Origin of the sequence: Streptomyces sp. AC1-42W (genome assembly GCF_003248355.1) — a bacterium.
Lineage (GTDB): Bacteria > Actinomycetota > Actinomycetes > Streptomycetales > Streptomycetaceae > Streptomyces.
The window spans coordinates 627285-644434 of record NZ_QKWY01000002.1; the positions used below are offsets into that span (position 1 = coordinate 627285).

The window sequence follows — 17150 nt, forward strand, 5'->3', positions numbered from 1 at the left end:
CGTAACGAGCATCAGCCTGCTTTCATCGCGAGGGGCAAAAGTCCTTCATACTGGGGCGTGTAAGGGGAGTTGAGATGGCTGAGGGTCCGACTGGATCGACCGTTCCGAGGCGTCAGCTGGGGAGAAACCTTCGAGAGTTGCGCAACCGCGCCCGCCTGACCGTGCGTGCGGCGGCGGCGAAGCTTGAGTGGTCCGAGGCGAAGATGTGGCGCATCGAGACGGGGCAGACGGCGTTAAGAAGTCTCGACGTCCAGGCCATGTGCCTTGTGTACGGAGCGCCCGCAGATCTCACTCAGGCATTGATGGGGCTGGCCAAGGAGACCAAGGCGCGCGGCTGGTGGCACGCCTATGGCGACCTGATCCCGGAAGGGTTCGACGTCTACGTGGGCCTGGAAGAGGCGGCCTCGTCGCTGTCGATGTACGAGAGCGACATCGTTCCGGGGCTGCTGCAGACGGAGGGGTACGCGCGCGAGGTCACCCGTACGCACATCCGTGACATCGGCGAGGCGGATCTCGACGGGCGTGTGAGGCTGCGCATCGAACGGCAGGCGCTGCTCACTCGCGTGACCGATCCGCCAGTGTTGCGAACGGTCCTGGGCGAAGCGGTGCTACGACGGCCTGTTGGCGGGCGCGACGTGATGGCACAGCAACTCGCGCACCTGATCTACGTCTCAGAGCGGGCGAACATCTCCATCAGGGTGGTCCCCTTCGAGGCCGGTATGCACGCCGGGGTGGTGACGGGATCGTTCGTCATCCTGCGATTCCCTTTGACAGGCGAGGGAGTTGCCACAGAGCCGCCGACGGTCTACGCGGACGGGTATACCGGCGGACTATATTTGGACAAGGAGCGGGAGGTGCAACAGTACGACGCAGCCTTCGACGACGTCTGGAACACATCGTTGGATGAGCAGGCGTCACGGCGCCTGATCGGTGAGGTAGCAGGGAGCTATGGAAAAGGTTGACGAAGCCCAGTGGTTCAAATCGAGCCACAGTAATGGAAACGGCAACTGCGTCGAAGTCGCGCACCTCGGTGCGGCGGTCGGCGTGCGGGACAGCAAGGTGCAGGCCGGTCCGGTGCTGACCTGTGCTGTACGCGGATGGCGCGCGTTCGTCGGAAGTGTGGTCCGGGACGCGCGGTAGTGCAGGACCAGGGCGGCCTTCGGTCAGGTCACTGCGGCTCGGATGCCGAGGGTTATCAGGATTGCCGAAGTCGCCCTGGTGGCCGTCCGCTTGAAGCGGGGGGTGTGCAGGAAGTGTGAGGCTCGGGCCAGGAGGAATGTCCAGGCGGTGAGCCAGAGGGTGATCAGGAGGGCGTGGGCGGTGGCCAGGGTGAGGATCTGGCCGCCCAACGGGTGTGCGGGCGTGATGAATTGAGGGACCAGCGTCAGGTAGATGGCGGCGGCCTTCGGGTTGAGGACGTTCGCGAGGAACGCCTGGGCGTACACGGAGTCCGTTCCCCTCGGGCGGCGGCGGGACGGGGCCGCCGCGCGCGGGGTCGCGGAGCGCCAGGTCCACAGGCCGAGACCGATCAGATAGACGGCGCCGACGAGTTTGATCACCGTGAAGGCCACGCTGGAGTGCATCACCAGGGCCGACAGGCCGGCGACGGCCAGGGCGGCGTGGACGTACAGGCCGGTGACCGTGCCCAGGACGACGGGGAGCGCCCGGCGGCGGCCGCCGCCGGTGACGTGCTGGACCAGCAGGGCCAGGCTCGCCCCGGGGGTGGCGATCAGCGGAAGGATCGCCACCAGGAAACCGGCGACGGCTACGGGATGGACCACGGTGCCTCCGGTGCGTACGGGCGGGGGATCAGAGCACGACCCGGTAGTGGGTGGTCAGGCGCCGGTCGTCGGACAGGACGTGGAACGCGAGGCCGGGCGGCTGGTCGCGGTCGGCGGCCTGGTCGCCTTCCCACGGCATGCGCAGGGTCCAGGTGATCGCCGGGCCGACGACCAGGGGGCGCCCGGCGAACACCGAGGCGGCCGCGGTGTGGGCGTGGCCGGTCAGGACGGCGACGACCTGCGGGTGCGCGGCGATCAAGTCGGCCAGGTCCCCCGGCTGTTCGAGCATGTGGGCGTCGGGCAGCGGGTGGTGGAGCTCGACGGGCGGCTGGTGGAAGGCGATCAGCGCGGCGGCGTCCTGCGGCAGCGCGGCCAGTGTGGCGTCGATCCAGGCGAGCGTTTCGGCGTCGAGCCGGCCCTCGTCGCGGCCGGGAACGGTGGAGTCGCACATCAGGACGGTGGTGCCGCCGACGCGGTGCACCCGGTTCACGGGGCCGTCGCCGGGCGCCTCACCGAGGAGGGCCTTGCGGTACGCCGGTCGCGCGTCGTGGTTGCCGGGGCACGTCAGTACGGGGAAGGGGGCGGCCAGGATCTGGGCCGCCTCCTCGTACTCGGCCTCCGCGCCGTGATCGGCGATGTCCCCGGTGACCAGGAGCGCGTCGACCGGGCGGGGCAGGGCGCGCAGGCAGTCCATGACGCGGATGGCGCGCCGGGTCGCCCGCGCGCTGCCGTCCAGGTGCAGATCGCTGATCTGTGCGAGCAGGGTCATTCCGCAGTCGCCTCCCCTGGCGGGGTCACCCGCCTCAGTCTCTAACGGAAGTTTTCAGTTTTACCGTTAGGGACTTTAGGGTGTGCGGAGCGGTGTGATCAAGTGGGTGGCGGCGGGGGGCCGGGCATCGAGAGGGGAAGGGGCGCGTTGTGGAACGCTGGCTGGCGCTGGAACTGGCGAGCACGATCCGCCACGACGGAGACGGCGGCGTCGCGGACGACCTCGCCACGGTCCAGGGGGTGACGCGCTGGCTCCGGGAACAGGCCGATCTGCTCACGGGCGTCGTCCCGGCCGAGGGTGAGGCCGAGGGCCTGGTCGCGGACGAACGCCTCCGGCTCGGCATCATCGAGCTGCGCCAGGCGGTCCGGGCCCTGTTCGCCCGAGCGGTCAGCCCCGCACCCGCCAGCCCGGCGGACGCCCACCGCCTGCTGCCGGCCCCCGAGGCGCTGGCCCGCGTCAACGCGGCTGCCGCGCGCGAACCGGTCGCCCCGCAGCTCGACTGGCCCGAGGGCGGCGACCCCGCCGCCGGTCCGCTGTCCGCCGAGAACGATCCGTACGTACGCCTGACGGCGGCCCTGGCCCGCGCCGCGATCGACTTCCTCACCGGCCCGCAACGCGCCCAGCTGCGCTCCTGCACGGCCCCCCGCTGCGTGCGCTACTTCGTCAAGAGCCACGGCCGCCAGGAATGGTGCAAACCCTCCTGCGGCAACCGCGCCCGCGCGGCCCGCCACTACCGGCGCAGCCAGGCGCGGGGCGAGGAGGTGGACGGCTGATCTCCGGTACCGGCCCGCTCCGGCCGGGCCCGGACGCTACAGTGCGCGCGTGGAAACAGAGGTCACCTACACGCGCTTCGAACCCGCCACCGACGCGGACGAGTTGGTCGCCTTTCTCTCCGGTGACACCTGGCCCTTTCACGGGCGCGATGTCGTCGAACCGGGCGTGGCCCGGCAGTGGGTCGACGAGGGGCGGTTCTGGGGCGAGGACAACCGGGCGTTCTGGGTCATGTGCTCAGGGGAACGCGTCGGGCTGGTACGCCTGATGGACCTGGGCGACAACGCGCCCCTCTTCGACCTGCGCATCCGCTCCGGGCACCGGGGCCGCGGCCTCGGCGGACAGGCTCTCGCCTGGCTCACGCGGTACGTGTACGACGCGTTCCCCGAGGTCCGGCGGATCGAGGGCCACACCCGGCAGGACAACGCGGCGATGCGCCGTACGTTCGAGCGGTGCGGCTACGTGAAGGAGGCGCACCACCGCGACGCCTGGCCGGCCGCCGACGGCACGGTCCACGACGCCGTGGGGTACGCGATCCTGCGCCGCGACTGGGCCTCGGGCACGACGACGATCCCGGACTGGAACGACGAGAACCTCGCGCGGCGCTGACCGCCCGGGTGGTCAGGCGAACGGGGTTTCCGGGAAGTCCAGTTCGTCCAGCAGCGCGGCGAACCGGTTCACCGTCAATCTCACACAGTAAGAGGTGAGCGAGCCGGCGTTCTGATGCACTGAGAGGGTGAGGGGCCGACCCGCACGGGTCGGCCCCTCACCCGGCGATCGGAGGGAGAAGCCCCGTGGGCTTTCTTTACCTGGCCTTCTTCGGCCTACTTCTCTACCTGGGCCCCGCGGTCCTGCTCTGCAGGAAGGTGGCGGCCAGGACGATCAAGCGGTTGGGCTGGCTGATGGCGGGCGCGCTGATCGCGGTTCCCGCCGTTCTTCTTATCGTTGGGGGATTGATCGACGCCCGGAATGCCGCGTCTTGACCCGTCCGTGATCAACTGCGACTTCGCTCAGCTCGACCGGCCGCCGGTCAGGTGAACGGAGTCTCCCAGGCTGGGCGCCGCCGCTGGCATCATCGCCCCTGACCGCGCCCTCCGCTGGACTTCCGAACACGTTCCGAATACGATCGATGCATGAGTATCACGGCTGACCTCTCCGCTGCCGTCCGGCGCTCCTCGGACCTGAGTAAGCACCCGGCCGAGGTCTTCGCCGAGGCGGAAAATCACCCCGTCACGGTGACCCGCCGCGACGGGGCGGCGCTGGTGCTGATGTCCCAGCGCGAGGCGGAGGGCCGCGCCCATCTGCTGGACTTCGCCGCTCAGCTCATCACCGTGACGCTCGACGAGAGCGGCACGCTGGCCGCTCGCATGGCCAAGGCGTTCCCCTGGATGCTCGCGCTGTCACCGTCCGACAGGGAGTCCTGCGCACGGGACCTCGTCGATGCCGCGCGCGCGTCGTTCTCCACCAACCAGCCGCATCTGGCGCTCGCCGAGCTGCGGTCCTGGCGGGAGACGGCGACAGCGCTGGCCGCCGGGCTCGGCAGCGCGGACGTCGAGTGGCTCGACGAGGACGAGACCGTGGAGCGTCCCTGACCGTGGTACCCGCGAAGAAGAAGGGTGAGTTGGTCCCCCGGCCGCCGAGGAAGGCCGAGTACGAGATCCGTTTCGCCACCACCGACGCGCAAAAGGGGTGGCGGGATCTCGTCGCCACGATCCGTAACCCGATGACGGAGACCTGGGACTTCCTCACCCGGACGCCCTTGTCCGCGACGTCCACCAACTACCGGCTGCGGGGCGCGCTCGGGACGATCCGGCGCGGTGAGGCGACGCACGACCGCTGGCAGCACAAGCCGACCGCGAAGGGTACCGCCCGCATCTGGTACTTCGTGGACGAGCGCACGGTGTACCTGGAGCAGGTGCACACGAGCCATCCGAACGAGACGAAGTAGCCACGCTCGCGGCGTCCGCGTGCAGGGGAGCGCACCGCCTCCGTCGACCCCGTACCTCAGCCCCCAGCCCCCCAGCCACAGCGAGTCGCTCGTCTCCGCGGACCCCCGTGTGTGGGCGGATTCGGGCGGGGGATCATGGGGTGTCGGGTTCTGCGGAGGGGCGTACGTGTTCGGCAAGGTGGCGCGGATGGTGGGGCATCTGGAGGCGACCGGGGTCGGGTTGGTGCCCGATCACGCGGTGGTGGTCGACGCGCCGGACGCGCGGGCCGTGGAAGCGTTGGCGGGGGTGCGCAGGGGCGCGTACGAGCAGGCCCGCAAGCTCCTCGCGGTCACCCGTGAGGAGGCCGACTGGGTGCTGCGCGACGAGCTCGTCGGCGCCCTCGCCAGGCACGCCGTGGACGACGCGGCCTGGCTGGAGGCATGGCTCGCCGAGGCGCCGGAGGACCCCGACGCCCTGGTCGTGGAGGCGTTCCGGCGGGTCAAGGAGGCGTGGGAGGTCCGTACGGCCGCGGCCGCGAAGGACGTGGGCCAGGAGCGGTTCCGCGCCTTCCACGCCCTGCTGGACGACGCGCTGCCGGTCATCGAGGCGGCCGTCACGGCGGACCCCGCCGACCCCGTGCCCTGGTCCGCCGCCCTCACGCACTGCCTCGGGGCCGCCGCCCCGCGCGACGTCTTCGACGGCTGCCTGCGCCGGGCGCTCGCCTGCGCGCCGCACCACCCGCCGACCCACCTGGACGCCCTCCAGTACGTCAGCGCCAAGTGGTACGGCAGCAACGAGGAGATGCTCGGCTACGCGGCCCGTGTCGCCGCCGAAGCGCCGGAGGACTCACCGCTGCGCGCCCTGGAGATCGTGGCGCTGACGGAGGCCGGGCTCGCCGCGCAGCGCCGCCCGCGCGGCAAGGGCGGCAGCGGCGCCCCCGACGACGCCCGGACCGACGAGATCATCGCCACCGCGCAGGCGTACTCCGTGTCGCGCCCGCCCGAGGACCGCGCCGCGCGGCTCGTCCGCAACCACCTGGTGTGGGCGCTGAACCGGCGGGAGCGCTGGGCCGAATCGCTGGACGTGTACCGGTCCATCGGCCGGTACGCCTCCGCGTACCCGTGGGCGTACGCGGAGGAGCCGCTGGAGGCGTTCGTGCGGTTCCGGGACCACGCCCGGTCGCGGCTCGCCGCCTCCATACCCCGTAACGGCACCGTCCCCGCCCCCGCCGTGCCGCTGCCCGAAGCGGCGCGGGAGCGGGCGGCCCACGAGATCGCGTACGTCCCCGCCCCGCCGCAGCGCGCCTCGCAGGAGTTGCTGCTGTGCGGCGCCACCGTCCGGCTCGCCCCGGCCGGGCGCTGGACGCTGATGGAGTCGGCGCCCTCGCAGGCGCCGCCCGGCAAACGCGGCCGCCGGGCCACGGTGCTGCGCCTCGGCGACCTGGCGAACGTAGCCGAGACGGCATTCGACGCCCCCGGCCTCACCACGCTGGTCGCCCGCTGCGAGGGCGGCGACGCCCGCGTCCTCGCCGTCGTGTCCAAGGGCCGCACGACCGCACGGCACCGGTGGGCGGGGCCCGGCTCGACGCCCGCCCAGGAGGCCGCCCGCCGGGACGCGGAGCTGCTGGTCGAGGCGGCCGGCGGCGGCGACGCCCACGAGGTGGCCCGGCTGCTGCGCGACCCGGGCGACCCCGCCGAACTCCTGGTCCGCACCCTGCACACGCTGGGCCTCCCGCCGCTCCCGCCCGGCTTCGGCGAGCGCCCGGAAGTCCTGGCGGACGCCCGCGGCGCCACCGTCCACCGCGCCCGCTCGCTGTGGCAGGGCATGAAGGACTTCATGAACGAGGACAACGACCCCAACCCGCCGCTGGAGCTGAACGGCCGGTGAACCCGCTCGCCCCCGAGGCGAGTTGACCGGAACGGCTCGGCTCCCGGGGGTTGCGGGTATACCCGTCACCGTGCCACTCTTTCGATAGTTCGCGGGGCGGGGAGCCCTGGGTATACGGCTATGCGGCCATTCGGTTGTTCAGGCCGTCCGGCATTCGTTCATTGGGGGCAGATCATGATTCACATCACCCTGGGCGCACGGCGTTACGTGAACCCGCAGGAGGACCAACTCGGGCGCAACATCGTCGGCTTCGACCCGGTCATGGACGACGACGCCCTCTTCCACGCCAACCGGGGCTGCTGGGTACTGGGCGAGCGTGCCGAGAAGGAGCGGTACGCGCTCCTCACGCACGAGGGCGAGGTCCGCATGGCCATCGAGATCGACCGGCTCGTCCCGGTCGCCGGTGGGCGCAAGGCGATCGAGGGGCGGTACCTCACGGCGGGTGAGGAGATCCACGACGCGTACGTGGGCAAGCCCACGCCCGTCGAGACGACCCGTAACCCGGTCACGTACTACGACTCCCCGCTGGGCGCCCGCACCTGTTACTGCGGCTGCGGCGAGACGGTGAACGGCGGCTGGTTCGTCATCGGCCACGACCAGCGCGCGCTGCACGCCCGGATCGCGAAGGTCGGCTCCGTACGGGAGTTCATCGACTGGTTCGACAGCGTCTACGTCGAGGAGCCGGGGGAGTAGCCGCCCACGCCGCCCCCCGCGCCCTCTACGCCGCCCCCTACGCCGTCCCCCGCGTCCGGGCCCAGCAGCCCCGCCGCCGCGCGGCAGCGGTCCGGCCGGGTCAGGATCTCCACCGAGTCCACGGCCTGGTCGATCGCGCCCGGCAGCGTGAGGCGGCCGTTGCCGAGGCGGACGACCAGAGCACGGACCGCGGGGTCGGTGACGCGGTCGGCCAGGGCGGCGGTGAAGCGGTCACCGAAGAGGACCCGGAGGTCGCGGGTGTGGAAGCGGCGCGGCTCCGGGTCCACCGCGTCGGCCAGGCCCAGCCGGTTGGTGGCCACCGCCAGCTCCCGCTGGGCGGCGCAGAGGGCGGCCTCGCGCTCGCGCCAGGCCGTCGCCCGCACGGCCGCCGTGAGATGCGGGCCGACCCGCCCGGCGAGCGGCAGACGGGCGAAGGCACTGCCGAGCCATTTGCTGTACGGGGCCCAGCGCCGCTCCACGAGGAAGGCGAGGCGGACCAGGTCGCGCGCGACCCGTGCCGTCACCAGGGCGCTGCCCAGGTCGTCGCCCACGGAGCCGGTCCGGCCCACGAACGCCTCCTCCTGCGACACGCGCAGCCAGGCCGCCGCCAGTACGTAGCGCCAGACGTCGTCCGGGTACCACTCCAGGGCCGTGCGGCGGGTCGCCAGGGCGCCCTCCGGGTCGTGGAAGACGGCGCCGCCGGTCAGGGTGGCCAGGCGCTGGGTCGGGGTGGTCAGCCAGTCCGTGACGGTCATGCCGTCCGCCGGGTCGCGGCCCATCAGGTCCGTGAAGAACCGGGGTGCCGTGACCACCTCCACCTGGTGGTGCGCGGCCCCGCCGTGAAGCGTGCCGCGCGTGAACGCGACGGGGAAGTCCTCGAAGCGGGGCGGCAGTTGCTCCAGGGCCCGGTGCGCGCGCTCCGCGTCCGCCGCCGCGGCCACGAACACCTGCGCGCGCGGCCCGAAGTCGTGGTCCGGGGAGACCGCGTCGTCGAAGCCGAGCACCTCGGAGCCGTCCCCGAGCAGACCGGCCGCATGCGGGACGCCGGTCAGCAGCGGGGCGACGGCCCGGTCGTAGAAGCGGTGGCAGAGCTGGAGTCCGGTCATGGTCACCAGGCTACGAAGCGCCTCAACCGGATTTTCGCCGCGTGCCGGGAGCCGCGTGCCGGGAGCCGGGCGCCGGGAGCCGCGTAAAATCATGCAAGCGTGCTTGATTGTTCTTGGGGCGGCTGCCACGCTCGATGCGTCCGCCGGCCCACCGCAGTCAGGAGCGCCTCCCATGAGCCAGCTCGCCCCGCCCGTCCACGCGCGCGGCATCACCACCCTGACGCTCGACTCGCCCGTGAACCGCAACGCCCTGAGCGCCGGGCTCGTCGCCGAACTGGCGGCGGCGCTGGACCACTGCGCGGCCGACGCGCGCGTACGGGCGGTCGTCCTCACCCACACCGGCACCACCTTCTGCGCCGGTGCCGACCTCCGGGCGCCCGCCGACCCGCACGACTTCGTCGCCCTGATGCGGCGCGTCGTCGCCCTGCCCAAGCCCGTCGTCGCGCGGGTCGACGGGCACGTCCGGGCCGGCGGGTTCGGGCTGCTCGGGGCGTGCGACATCGCCGCGGCCGGGCCGGGCGCCACCTTCGCCCTGACCGAGTCGCGGCTCGGGCTCGCCCCCGCCGTGATCTCGATGCCGCTGCTGCCCCGCATCGACCCCCGCGCCGCCGCCCGCTACTACCTCACCGGCGAGCGGTTCGACGCGGCGGAGGCCGCCCGCATCGGGCTGGTCACCCTGGCCGCCGAGGACGTGGACGCGGCCCTCGAACCCGTCCTGGACGGGCTGCGCCGGGCCTCCCCGCAGGGGCTGGCCGCGTCCAAGGCCCTGGTCACGGCTACTGTGCTCCAGAGCTTCGACCAGCACGCCGAAGACCTCGTCGCCCGCTCCGCCCGGCTGTTCGCCTCCGCCGAGGCCCGCGAGGGGATGACGGCCTTCCTCGAACGACGGGACCCCGCATGGGCGTTGTGAGTACGGGCAGCGGCAGCCCCGGCCCCAAGCAGGACCGCAGCCGCGCCACCCGGCGGCGCCTCCTGGAGGCCGCGGTGGCCTGCCTCGCCGAGCACGGCTGGGCCGGGTCCACCGTCGCCGTCGTCGCGGAACGGGCCGGCGTCTCGCGGGGGGCCGCCCAGCACCACTTCCCCACCCGCGAGGACCTGTTCACCGCCGCCGTCGAGTACGTCGCCGAGGAGCGCTCCGCCGCCCTGCGCGCCGTGCCCGACCAGGACCGGGCCGCCGTCGTCGCCGCCCTGGTCGACCTCTACACCGGACCCCTCTTCCGCGCCGCGCTCCAGCTCTGGGTGGCCGCGTCCAACGAGGAGCAACTGCGGCCCCGCGTCACGGAACTGGAGGCGCGGGTGGGCCGCGAGACGCATCGCATCGCCGTGCACCTCCTGCGCGCCGACGAGACGAGGCCCGGGGTGCGCGAGACCGTGCAGGGGCTGCTCGACATGGCCCGCGGGCTGGGCCTCGCCAACGTGCTCACCGACGACACCGCGCGCCGCCGCCGGGTGGTGTCCCAGTGGGCGGCGCTGGTCGACGCCGCGCTGGGGTAGGACCCACCCCTCGGGCCCGTGCCTCTCAGGCCCGTACCGCCGTGATCAGCAGCCCGTCCGCCGCCTCGATCCGCAGCTTTCCGCCGTCCCACACCACCGGCATCGGGGTGGCCGTCGTGTCGACCGGGGAGCCGGGATCGACCTCGCCGGACTCCGCGCTCAGCCCCCACCGAAGCGTCAGCGAGGCCCGCTTGCCGACCGTGGCGGGCAGTCCGGAGGCCGCCCACACGTTGTCCGTGTCCCGGCCGTCGAACCGGACCACCAGACCGCTCCCGTCCAGCTCGTACGACCCCGTCTCGTCGTCGCCGTCCAGGCTCCAGCGGCGGCCGGTGAACTCGATCCGCCGGTACTCGTCGTTGACCTGGCCCCGCGGCTCGTACGAGAGGTTCCAGGCGCCGCTCACGAACGCTTCGAGCGCCGCGCCCGTGACGGTCGGCTTGGCCGCCGGGCGGCCTGCCGAGCCCGGCGCCTCCAGCGAACCGTCCGCGCGCTTCTTGTCCCTGCCGCAGGCCGCCGGCGCGACCGTGAGCAGGCCGATGCCCCCGTATCTGAGCACGTCCCGTCTTCGGACGATCTTCCGCAACTGCCGTATGTCGTTGAGCATGTGTATGCCGTCTTCCCTGATACGACCCGGTCTGTCATGGTCCGGGAGCCAGAGTGTGGCGCAGGAAACGCCTTGGTGTCAGCCGATCGCGCGGATAGGGTCCGCGCCATGACGACGAGCGCCACACCTCCTTTTCCCGAGCACATCGAACTCACCGGAGAGGGGCTCGTGCTGCGCGACTGGCGCGAGGACGACACCGCCGCGATGCCGGCCCTGTTCGACCACCCGGACATCGCGTACTGGACGCCGATCGTCTCGCCCTTCGACGACGCGGCCGCCCGCCACCGCCTGGTCCGGGCCCGCCGGCTGCGGGCCGAGGGGACGGCCGTCCTGCTCGCCATCACCCTGGACGGCGGGGCGCCGCTCGGCGAGGTGATGCTGCGGCGCTCACCCGAGGGCACCGAGCTGGGTTACGCGGTCGGGCCCGCCCACCGCGGACAGGGGCTCGCCGGGCGCGCGGTACGGGTGATGGCCGCGTACGCCTTCGGGGAACTGGGCGCGGACCGGGTCATCCTGGAGCTGGAGGCCGAGAACGCGGCCAGCGTCGCCGTGGCCACCGCAACCGGCTTCCGGCTGCTCGGCGTCCCCCTCATCGAGGGCGAGGAGAAGGGGCGCTCGTACGCCCTCCAGACCTGGGCGCTCGACCGCCCCGGCGCCTGACGGACCGAGGGGGAGCGGAGCGGACATGGGTGACTGGTTCCAGACCGTCGTCGATCTCGACGCCACCGAGCAGGAGGCGGCCGGGCTCGCCGACCGCGTCCTGGACCGGCTGATCGCCGACGGCATCGTGGCGGCCGACGCGACGGACTGCGTCCTGGGCGGCGGCGGACAGGGGCACGCGCCCGGCCCGCACTACGCGAAGGCCGTCGACGACCCCGCCCCCGTCGACCTCTGGACCAACGGCCTGCACATCCTGACCGGGCGCACCGTCTTCGACAGCGGCCAGGGGGACCCGGCCGCCGCCGGCTGCCCGCTGTGCGCGGCGGAGGTCCGGCTGCTGGACGAGGACACCTGGGAGGAGATCGACGGGGCCTGGGAGCCGTTCGCCGGGAAGTTCGACGCGTGGGCGGAGGGCGGCGAGGACCTCGTGCGCTGCCCGGCCTGCGCCCGCGAGAGCTCCATCGCGCGGTGGAGCTGGGAGGACGACTACTTCGCCTGCGGCCTGCTCGGCCTCACCTTCTGGAACTGGGCGGAGCTGACCCCGGCCTTCGTCCGCGACCTCGGCCGGCACCTCGGCGGCCACCGCACGGCGGTACTGCGGGGAAAGCTGTAGTACCGGTTACGGGGTCGGCGCCAGGGCGTTCGTCAGCGCGGCCACCATGGCGGCCGGGTCCTCGTGCGGATAGTTGTGGCCGCCGGGCAGCAGCGTCAGCGAGAACGACGCCCCCGCGCAGTCCCGCCACCCCGGCAGCACGTCGGCCCGCGTCACTTGGTCGTCCGCGCCGCCGAACACGTGCAACGGGCCGGGCAGCGGGTCGGGCGCGGCGAGCAGATAGCTCTCCGCCAGCCGCAGATCGGCGCGCATGACCCGCATGATCTGCTCCAGGAACGTGCGGAACGCCAGCAGTTCGTCGGGCAGGCCCCCGTTGCGCCGCAGCCAGTCGACCAGTTCGGCGTCGGAGGCCAGACCCATCGGCGAGGTGGGCGCGACGTGCGGGGGCCGGAAGCCGGAGACGACGGTCGCGACCGGGGCGGGCAGCCCCCGCGTCGCGATCCGGCGGCTCAGCTCGTAGACCAGCGCCCCGCCGAAGCTGTGCCCGAACAGGACGTACGGCATGGAGAATTCGGGGGTCAGCCCGGCCAGCAGCCGGCCGGCCAGCGCGTCGAAACCGTCCGGCATCGGCTCGGCCTCCCGGGCGCCCCGGCCGGGCAGTTCGACGGGGGCCAGCTCCCAGCCCGCCGGTATGTGCTTGCGCCACCCCGCGAAGGCCCCGGCCCCGGCACCCGCCTGCGGGACGCAGATCAGCCGCGTGCGCACCGCGCCCACCGGCAGCCGGCCGAAGACCCAGCGTTCCTCCTGCGGCTGTGCCGTCGCACCCATGCGCTCCCCCTCTGCTCCGCCGCCGGACCTGGCGGCCTCCTGCCCGGACACGGTCGGACAGGATTGTGGCAGCCGCGCACCCGCCCCCGCGAGGCCCTGCGCGGGGGCGGGCCCGCTCAGGGCCTGTCCGGCAGCTCCCCGTACCCGTCGATCTCCTCCGGGCCGCGCGCGGCCGGGCCCACGTACCGCGCCGACGGGCGCACCAGGCGGCCCGTCCGCTTCTGCTCCAGGATGTGCGCGGACCAGCCCGCCGTCCGGGCGCAGGTGAACATCGACGTGAACATGTGCGCCGGGACCTCGGCGAAGTCCAGCATGATCGCCGCCCAGAACTCGACGTTCGTCGCCAGGACCCGGTCCGGGCGGCGCGCGTGCAGCTCCTCCAGGGCGGCCACCTCCAGCGCCCGCGCCACCTCGTAGCGGGGCGCGCCCAGCTCCTCGGCGGTGCGCCGCAGCACCCGGGCACGCGGGTCCTCGGCGCGGTAGACGCGGTGGCCGAAGCCCATCAGCCGCTCGCCCCGGTCCAGGGTCCGCCGCACGTACGCCGCGGCGTCGCCGGTCCGCTCGATCTCCTCGATCATGCCGAGGACGCGGGACGGGGCGCCGCCGTGCAGCGGGCCCGACATCGCGCCCACCGCGCCGGACAGCGCGGCGGCCACGTCGGCGCCGGTCGAGGCGATGACGCGGGCGGTGAACGTCGAGGCGTTCATGCCGTGCTCGGCGGCCGACGTCCAGTACGCGTCCACGGCCTTCACATGCCGGGGGTCCGGCTCGCCGCGCCAGCGGATCATGAACCGCTCCACGACGGACTCCGCCCGGTCGATCTCGCGCTGCGGGACCATCGGCACCCCCTGCCCGCGCGCCGACTGCGCCACGTACGACAGCGCCATCACGGCGGCCCGCGCCAGATTCTCGCGGGCCGTCGCCGCGTCGATGTCCAGCAGCGGTTTCAGCCCCCACACCGGGGCGAGCATCGCCAGCGCGGCCTGCACGTCGACGCGGACGTCACCGGAGTGCACCGGGATCGGGAACGGCTCGGCCGGCGGCAGACCGGGCTCGAACGCCCCGTCCACCAGCAGCCCCCACACATTGCCGAACGAGACGTGACCGACCAGCTCCTCGATGTCGACGCCCCGGTACCGGAGCGAACCGCCCTCCTTGTCGGGCTCGGCGATTTCCGTCTCGAACGCGACGACTCCTTCGAGTCCGGGTACGAAGTCGGACATCAGGCGGCTCCCTCGGATCGACGGTTGCGCCGGGCGGGCCTCCTGCCCGTCCGGCCACTGCGGCAGGATGGCACCGTGCCCACCCCAGACTCCTCCTTCGATTCCACCACCGATCCGGCCGCGATGCGCGAGCAATACCGATCCGAGAGCTTCACCGAGGACTCGCTCGCGCCCGATCCCATGGACCAGTTCGCGCTCTGGTTCCGTCAGGTCGCCGCCGGCGGCACGCTCCACGAGCCGAACGCCATGGTGGTGTCCACGGCGACCCCGGACGGCCGCCCCTCCTCCCGTACGGTGCTGCTGAAGATGTACGACGCGCGCGGCTTCGTCTTCTTCACCAACTACGGCTCCCGCAAGGGCCGCGAACTGGCCGCCAACCCGTACGTCTCGCTGCTCTTCCCCTGGCACCCGCTGGCCCGCCAGGTCATCGTCACCGGCACCGCGTCGCGGGTCGCCCGCGAGGAGACCGTCGCCTACTTCCGTACCCGCCCGCACGGCTCCCAGCTCGGAGCCTGGGCCAGCGACCAGTCGGCGGTGGTCACCGGCCGCGACGAGCTGGTCCGGCGTTACGAGGAGTTGTCGGCCCGCTACCCGGAGGGCGAGAAGGTCCCGGCCCCGCCGCACTGGGGCGGCTTCCGCGTCGTCCCCGACACGATCGAGTTCTGGCAGGGCCACGAGAACCGCCTCCACGACCGGCTGCGTTACGTCCGCGAGGGCGGCGACGACACCGGGTGGCGGGTGGAGCGGCTCTGCCCGTGACGCGGTACGCGTAGTACGGGGCCCGTGCGCGTACGGGCCCCGTACACGCGGAAACCCGCAGGCTCTGGGTCCCCCCTCGCGGAGGGAGCCGGCCGGATTCACCGGCGAGCCTGCGGGTCGGTGGCTGCTTGGGTTTCGGCGGACAGCCCGCCGAGGTGCACGAAGTGCGACGACGGGCTGTCAGCCCGCAGCCACCTCACGAATCCGATAAGACTGCACTTTTCGGATCACCTCCTTTCGCGTGTGACACCAGCGTAGGAATCGGCCGGAGCCCGTACAAGCGAATTATTGGGAGACGGGGTCAGTGCCGGTAGAAGATGCGGTCCGCGTACTGGGTCATCACGCGGCCGTTCCACTCGTGGCCGCCGTCCACGTTGCCGGAGCGCAGCAGCGGCGGCTCGATGCCGCGGGCCAGCAGGTTCTCGGCGGCGGCGGCCATCACGCCCTGCATGATCGCGCTGGTGACCACGGTGGACGCGGGGGCGAACGGCGCCTCGATGCCGTCCACCTCCAACTCCGCGTCGCCGATGGCGATCTTGCTGTCCAGGACGATGTCGCAGTGGTCGCGCAGGAACCCGCCCGAGCTGTGCCGGGAACGGGTGTTCTCCGCGTACGCGACCGAGGTGACGCCGATGACCTTGAGGCCCAGCGCACGGGCGTTGAGCGCCATCTCGACGGGCAGCGCGTTGCGCCCGGAGAGCGAGATGATCACGAGGACGTCGCCGGCCTTCGCGGGGCTGGAGTCGAGGACCGCGCCCGCCAGGCCGTCCACCCGCTCCAGCGCCGAGCCGAGCGTCGCCGGCATGACGTCCACACCGAGGGCGCCGGGCACGACCATCAGGTTCATCAGGGCCAGGCCGCCCGCCCGGTAGACGACGTCCTGGGCGGGGAGCGAGGAGTGTCCCGCGCCGAAGGCGAAGAGCCTGCCGCCCGCCTCGACGGTGTCGGCGATCGCGGCGCCGGCGGCCGCGATGTTCCCGGCCTCCTCGTCGCGTACTCGCCCCAGCAGGCCGATCGCCGCGTCGAAGAACTGACCGGCCAGCTTGCTTTCGCTCATCGATGAGGGCCTTTCCGGCGGGGGTGAGATGTCCAGGGGGCGTCCGTACCGCGATCACGGTGCGGTCTGGACCTGTGACCTGTCAATACCGCGGCGTGCACGGCGCGACCGGCGAGGCACGGTTCTCGCCACGATGAGTCAGAATTGGTTGAGGGCCAGCGCACGACTGCATCGAGGGGCACGAATGTCCGGACTGATCGACACCACGGAGATGTATCTCCGCACCATCCTCGAACTCGAAGAGGAAGGTGTGGTCCCCATGCGCGCCCGGATCGCGGAGCGGCTGGACCAGAGCGGTCCGACCGTGAGCCAGACGGTGGCGCGCATGGAGCGCGACGGCCTGGTCCAGGTCGCGGGCGACCGCCACCTGGAGCTGACGGAGGAGGGCCGCCGGCTGGCGACCCGCGTGATGCGCAAGCACCGGCTGGCCGAGTGCCTGCTGGTGGACGTGATCGGCCTGGAATGGGAGCAGGTCCACGCCGAGGCGTGCCGGTGGGAGCACGTCATGAGTGAGGCGGTCGAACGCCGGGTGATGGAGCTGCTGCGCCACCCGACGGAGTCGCCGTACGGGAACCCGATTCCGGGGCTGGAGGAGCTGGGCGAGAACGCCGAAGCCGATCCGTTCCTGGACGAGGGCATGGTGAGCCTGTCCGAGCTCGACCCGGGCAGCGACGGGAAGACGGTGGTGGTCCGCCGGATCGGGGAGCCGATCCAGACGGACGCCCAGCTGATGTACACGCTGCGGCGGGCGGGCGTGCAGCCCGGTTCGGTGGTCAGCGTGACCCAGTCGCCCGGTGGCGTGCTCGTCGGCAGCAGCGGCGAGGCGGCGGAGCTGGACTCCGAGATCGCCTCGCACGTCTTCGTCGCCAAGCGGTAGACACCGGACGTCCAGAGCTAGGACGTCTTTTCGAAGGCCGGGTGTCGGCGGTCGAGGCCGCGGACGTCCGGTCTTCGCCTTTTCCGGTCGGAACCGCAGCGCTCCGCCGCCGTACGTGCCACGCTGTGGCGGAAGGGTAGCCGTGCGTGTCGGCCGCCGG

At 72.7% G+C, this 17150-nt stretch carries 22 protein-coding genes; 15 read left to right on the plus strand and 7 right to left on the minus strand.

All coding sequences use genetic code 11. From position 1 onward, the window contains the following. Window positions 1–74 precede the first annotated feature (74 nt). Both DNK56_RS20725 and DNK56_RS20730 read left to right on the plus strand, forming a co-directional pair. On the plus strand, window positions 75–962 hold the full coding sequence (locus tag DNK56_RS20725) for a helix-turn-helix domain-containing protein (protein ID WP_111336946.1): 888 nt from the start codon (window positions 75–77) through the stop codon (window positions 960–962). Then, window positions 949–1140 carry a DUF397 domain-containing protein gene (locus tag DNK56_RS20730; protein ID WP_111336948.1) on the plus strand — a complete coding sequence of 64 codons (192 nt, stop codon included), beginning with the start codon at window positions 949–951 and terminating at the stop codon, window positions 1138–1140. The genes DNK56_RS20725 and DNK56_RS20730 overlap by 14 nt, the downstream gene beginning before the upstream one ends. A gap of 23 nt (window positions 1141–1163) precedes the next feature. Here DNK56_RS20730 and DNK56_RS20735 read toward each other — a convergent pair whose 3' ends face one another. Beyond that, entirely contained in the window at window positions 1164–1781 is a 618-nt protein-coding gene (locus tag DNK56_RS20735) for a LysE family translocator (RefSeq protein WP_111336950.1), read from the minus strand. Window positions 1782–1809: 28 nt separating this feature from the next. Continuing rightward, entirely contained in the window at window positions 1810–2550 is a 741-nt protein-coding gene (locus DNK56_RS20740; protein ID WP_111336952.1) for a metallophosphoesterase, read from the minus strand. 149 nt (window positions 2551–2699) lie between these two features. On the opposite strand from DNK56_RS20740, the gene DNK56_RS20745 reads away from it, so the two are divergent. The 7 genes from DNK56_RS20745 (at window position 2700) to DNK56_RS20775 (ending at window position 7829) form a co-directional block, all read left to right on the plus strand. Further along, entirely contained in the window at window positions 2700–3323 is a 624-nt protein-coding gene (locus DNK56_RS20745) for an ABATE domain-containing protein (RefSeq protein WP_111336955.1), read from the plus strand. A 49-nt stretch (window positions 3324–3372) separates the two neighbouring features. Next, window positions 3373–3930, plus strand: coding sequence for a GNAT family N-acetyltransferase (locus DNK56_RS20750; RefSeq protein WP_111336958.1), 558 nt, complete (start codon window positions 3373–3375; stop codon window positions 3928–3930). A gap of 185 nt (window positions 3931–4115) precedes the next feature. Continuing rightward, window positions 4116–4304 carry a hypothetical protein gene (locus DNK56_RS20755; protein ID WP_111336960.1) on the plus strand — a complete coding sequence of 63 codons (189 nt, stop codon included), beginning with the start codon at window positions 4116–4118 and terminating at the stop codon, window positions 4302–4304. A 150-nt stretch (window positions 4305–4454) separates the two neighbouring features. Continuing rightward, a complete protein-coding gene (locus DNK56_RS20760; RefSeq protein ID WP_111336963.1) occupies window positions 4455–4913 on the plus strand; it encodes a type II toxin-antitoxin system Phd/YefM family antitoxin in 459 nt (152 codons plus the stop codon). Window positions 4914–4915: 2 nt separating this feature from the next. Continuing rightward, the gene (locus DNK56_RS20765; protein WP_111336965.1) at window positions 4916–5269 is read left to right on the plus strand and encodes a hypothetical protein; all 354 of its coding nucleotides are present in this window, start codon (window positions 4916–4918) and stop codon (window positions 5267–5269) included. Between the two features lie 166 nt (window positions 5270–5435). Next, entirely contained in the window at window positions 5436–7136 is a 1701-nt protein-coding gene (locus DNK56_RS20770) for a hypothetical protein (protein WP_111336967.1), read from the plus strand. A 174-nt stretch (window positions 7137–7310) separates the two neighbouring features. After that, window positions 7311–7829: a hypothetical protein gene (locus DNK56_RS20775; protein WP_241990029.1), complete on the plus strand. Its 519-nt coding sequence runs from the start codon at window positions 7311–7313 to the stop codon at window positions 7827–7829. On the opposite strand, the gene DNK56_RS20780 is transcribed toward DNK56_RS20775, so the two are convergent. Continuing rightward, complete coding sequence (locus DNK56_RS20780) at window positions 7805–8935, minus strand: DUF4037 domain-containing protein (protein ID WP_111336969.1); 1131 nt, start codon at window positions 8933–8935, stop codon at window positions 7805–7807. The two genes, DNK56_RS20775 and DNK56_RS20780, sit on opposite strands and share 25 nt — an antisense overlap. 172 nt (window positions 8936–9107) lie before the next feature. On the opposite strand from DNK56_RS20780, the gene DNK56_RS20785 reads away from it, so the two are divergent. After that, a complete protein-coding gene (locus tag DNK56_RS20785) occupies window positions 9108–9845 on the plus strand; it encodes an enoyl-CoA hydratase family protein (protein ID WP_111336971.1) in 738 nt (245 codons plus the stop codon). Continuing rightward, entirely contained in the window at window positions 9833–10429 is a 597-nt protein-coding gene (locus DNK56_RS20790; RefSeq protein ID WP_111336973.1) for a TetR/AcrR family transcriptional regulator, read from the plus strand. Before DNK56_RS20785 ends, DNK56_RS20790 begins: the two co-directional genes overlap by 13 nt. Window positions 10430–10454: 25 nt before the next feature. On the opposite strand, the gene DNK56_RS20795 is transcribed toward DNK56_RS20790, so the two are convergent. After that, complete coding sequence (locus DNK56_RS20795) at window positions 10455–11033, minus strand: hypothetical protein (RefSeq protein ID WP_241990030.1); 579 nt, start codon at window positions 11031–11033, stop codon at window positions 10455–10457. Window positions 11034–11141: 108 nt separating this feature from the next. Between DNK56_RS20795 and DNK56_RS20800 the strand changes: the two genes are divergently transcribed. Together DNK56_RS20800 and DNK56_RS20805 are read left to right on the plus strand one after the other, a co-directional pair. Then, complete coding sequence (locus DNK56_RS20800; protein WP_111336975.1) at window positions 11142–11693, plus strand: GNAT family N-acetyltransferase; 552 nt, start codon at window positions 11142–11144, stop codon at window positions 11691–11693. A gap of 25 nt (window positions 11694–11718) precedes the next feature. Next, entirely contained in the window at window positions 11719–12306 is a 588-nt protein-coding gene (locus tag DNK56_RS20805; RefSeq protein WP_111336977.1) for a hypothetical protein, read from the plus strand. 6 nt (window positions 12307–12312) lie between these two features. On the opposite strand, the gene DNK56_RS20810 is transcribed toward DNK56_RS20805, so the two are convergent. Both DNK56_RS20810 and DNK56_RS20815 read right to left on the minus strand, forming a co-directional pair. Beyond that, on the minus strand, window positions 12313–13074 hold the full coding sequence (locus DNK56_RS20810) for a thioesterase II family protein (RefSeq protein ID WP_111336979.1): 762 nt from the start codon (window positions 13072–13074) through the stop codon (window positions 12313–12315). Between the two features lie 116 nt (window positions 13075–13190). Beyond that, a complete protein-coding gene (locus tag DNK56_RS20815) occupies window positions 13191–14297 on the minus strand; it encodes a citrate synthase 2 (protein ID WP_111336981.1) in 1107 nt (368 codons plus the stop codon). Between the two features lie 123 nt (window positions 14298–14420). Here DNK56_RS20815 and pdxH point away from each other — a divergent pair, with 123 nt between their 5' ends. Continuing rightward, entirely contained in the window at window positions 14421–15056 is a 636-nt protein-coding gene (gene pdxH, locus DNK56_RS20820; protein WP_111339432.1) for a pyridoxamine 5'-phosphate oxidase, read from the plus strand. 301 nt (window positions 15057–15357) lie between these two features. Here pdxH and DNK56_RS20825 read toward each other — a convergent pair whose 3' ends face one another. Next, the gene (locus tag DNK56_RS20825; protein WP_111336983.1) at window positions 15358–16113 is read right to left on the minus strand and encodes an SIS domain-containing protein; all 756 of its coding nucleotides are present in this window, start codon (window positions 16111–16113) and stop codon (window positions 15358–15360) included. 184 nt (window positions 16114–16297) lie between these two features. Between DNK56_RS20825 and DNK56_RS20830 the strand changes: the two genes are divergently transcribed. Then, window positions 16298–16990: a metal-dependent transcriptional regulator gene (locus tag DNK56_RS20830; protein ID WP_111336985.1), complete on the plus strand. Its 693-nt coding sequence runs from the start codon at window positions 16298–16300 to the stop codon at window positions 16988–16990. The last annotated feature ends 160 nt before the right edge of the window (window positions 16991–17150 follow it).

Coding starts and splice junctions, on each gene's coding strand:
- DNK56_RS20810 (WP_111336979.1), bottom strand. CDS start 13,074: ATGGGTGCGACGGCACAGCCGCAGGAGGAACGCTGGGTCTTCGGCCGG.
- DNK56_RS20785 (WP_111336971.1), top strand. CDS start 9,108: ATGAGCCAGCTCGCCCCGCCCGTCCACGCGCGCGGCATCACCACCCTG.
- DNK56_RS20795 (WP_241990030.1), bottom strand. CDS start 11,033: ATGCTCAACGACATACGGCAGTTGCGGAAGATCGTCCGAAGACGGGAC.
- DNK56_RS20775 (WP_241990029.1), top strand. CDS start 7,311: ATGATTCACATCACCCTGGGCGCACGGCGTTACGTGAACCCGCAGGAG.
- DNK56_RS20730 (WP_111336948.1), top strand. CDS start 949: ATGGAAAAGGTTGACGAAGCCCAGTGGTTCAAATCGAGCCACAGTAAT.
- DNK56_RS20780 (WP_111336969.1), bottom strand. CDS start 8,935: ATGACCGGACTCCAGCTCTGCCACCGCTTCTACGACCGGGCCGTCGCC.
- DNK56_RS20725 (WP_111336946.1), top strand. CDS start 75: ATGGCTGAGGGTCCGACTGGATCGACCGTTCCGAGGCGTCAGCTGGGG.
- DNK56_RS20830 (WP_111336985.1), top strand. CDS start 16,298: ATGTCCGGACTGATCGACACCACGGAGATGTATCTCCGCACCATCCTC.
- DNK56_RS20740 (WP_111336952.1), bottom strand. CDS start 2,550: ATGACCCTGCTCGCACAGATCAGCGATCTGCACCTGGACGGCAGCGCG.
- DNK56_RS20815 (WP_111336981.1), bottom strand. CDS start 14,297: ATGTCCGACTTCGTACCCGGACTCGAAGGAGTCGTCGCGTTCGAGACG.
- DNK56_RS20825 (WP_111336983.1), bottom strand. CDS start 16,113: ATGAGCGAAAGCAAGCTGGCCGGTCAGTTCTTCGACGCGGCGATCGGC.
- DNK56_RS20790 (WP_111336973.1), top strand. CDS start 9,833: ATGGGCGTTGTGAGTACGGGCAGCGGCAGCCCCGGCCCCAAGCAGGAC.
- DNK56_RS20805 (WP_111336977.1), top strand. CDS start 11,719: ATGGGTGACTGGTTCCAGACCGTCGTCGATCTCGACGCCACCGAGCAG.
- DNK56_RS20800 (WP_111336975.1), top strand. CDS start 11,142: ATGACGACGAGCGCCACACCTCCTTTTCCCGAGCACATCGAACTCACC.
- DNK56_RS20760 (WP_111336963.1), top strand. CDS start 4,455: ATGAGTATCACGGCTGACCTCTCCGCTGCCGTCCGGCGCTCCTCGGAC.
- pdxH (WP_111339432.1), top strand. CDS start 14,421: ATGCGCGAGCAATACCGATCCGAGAGCTTCACCGAGGACTCGCTCGCG.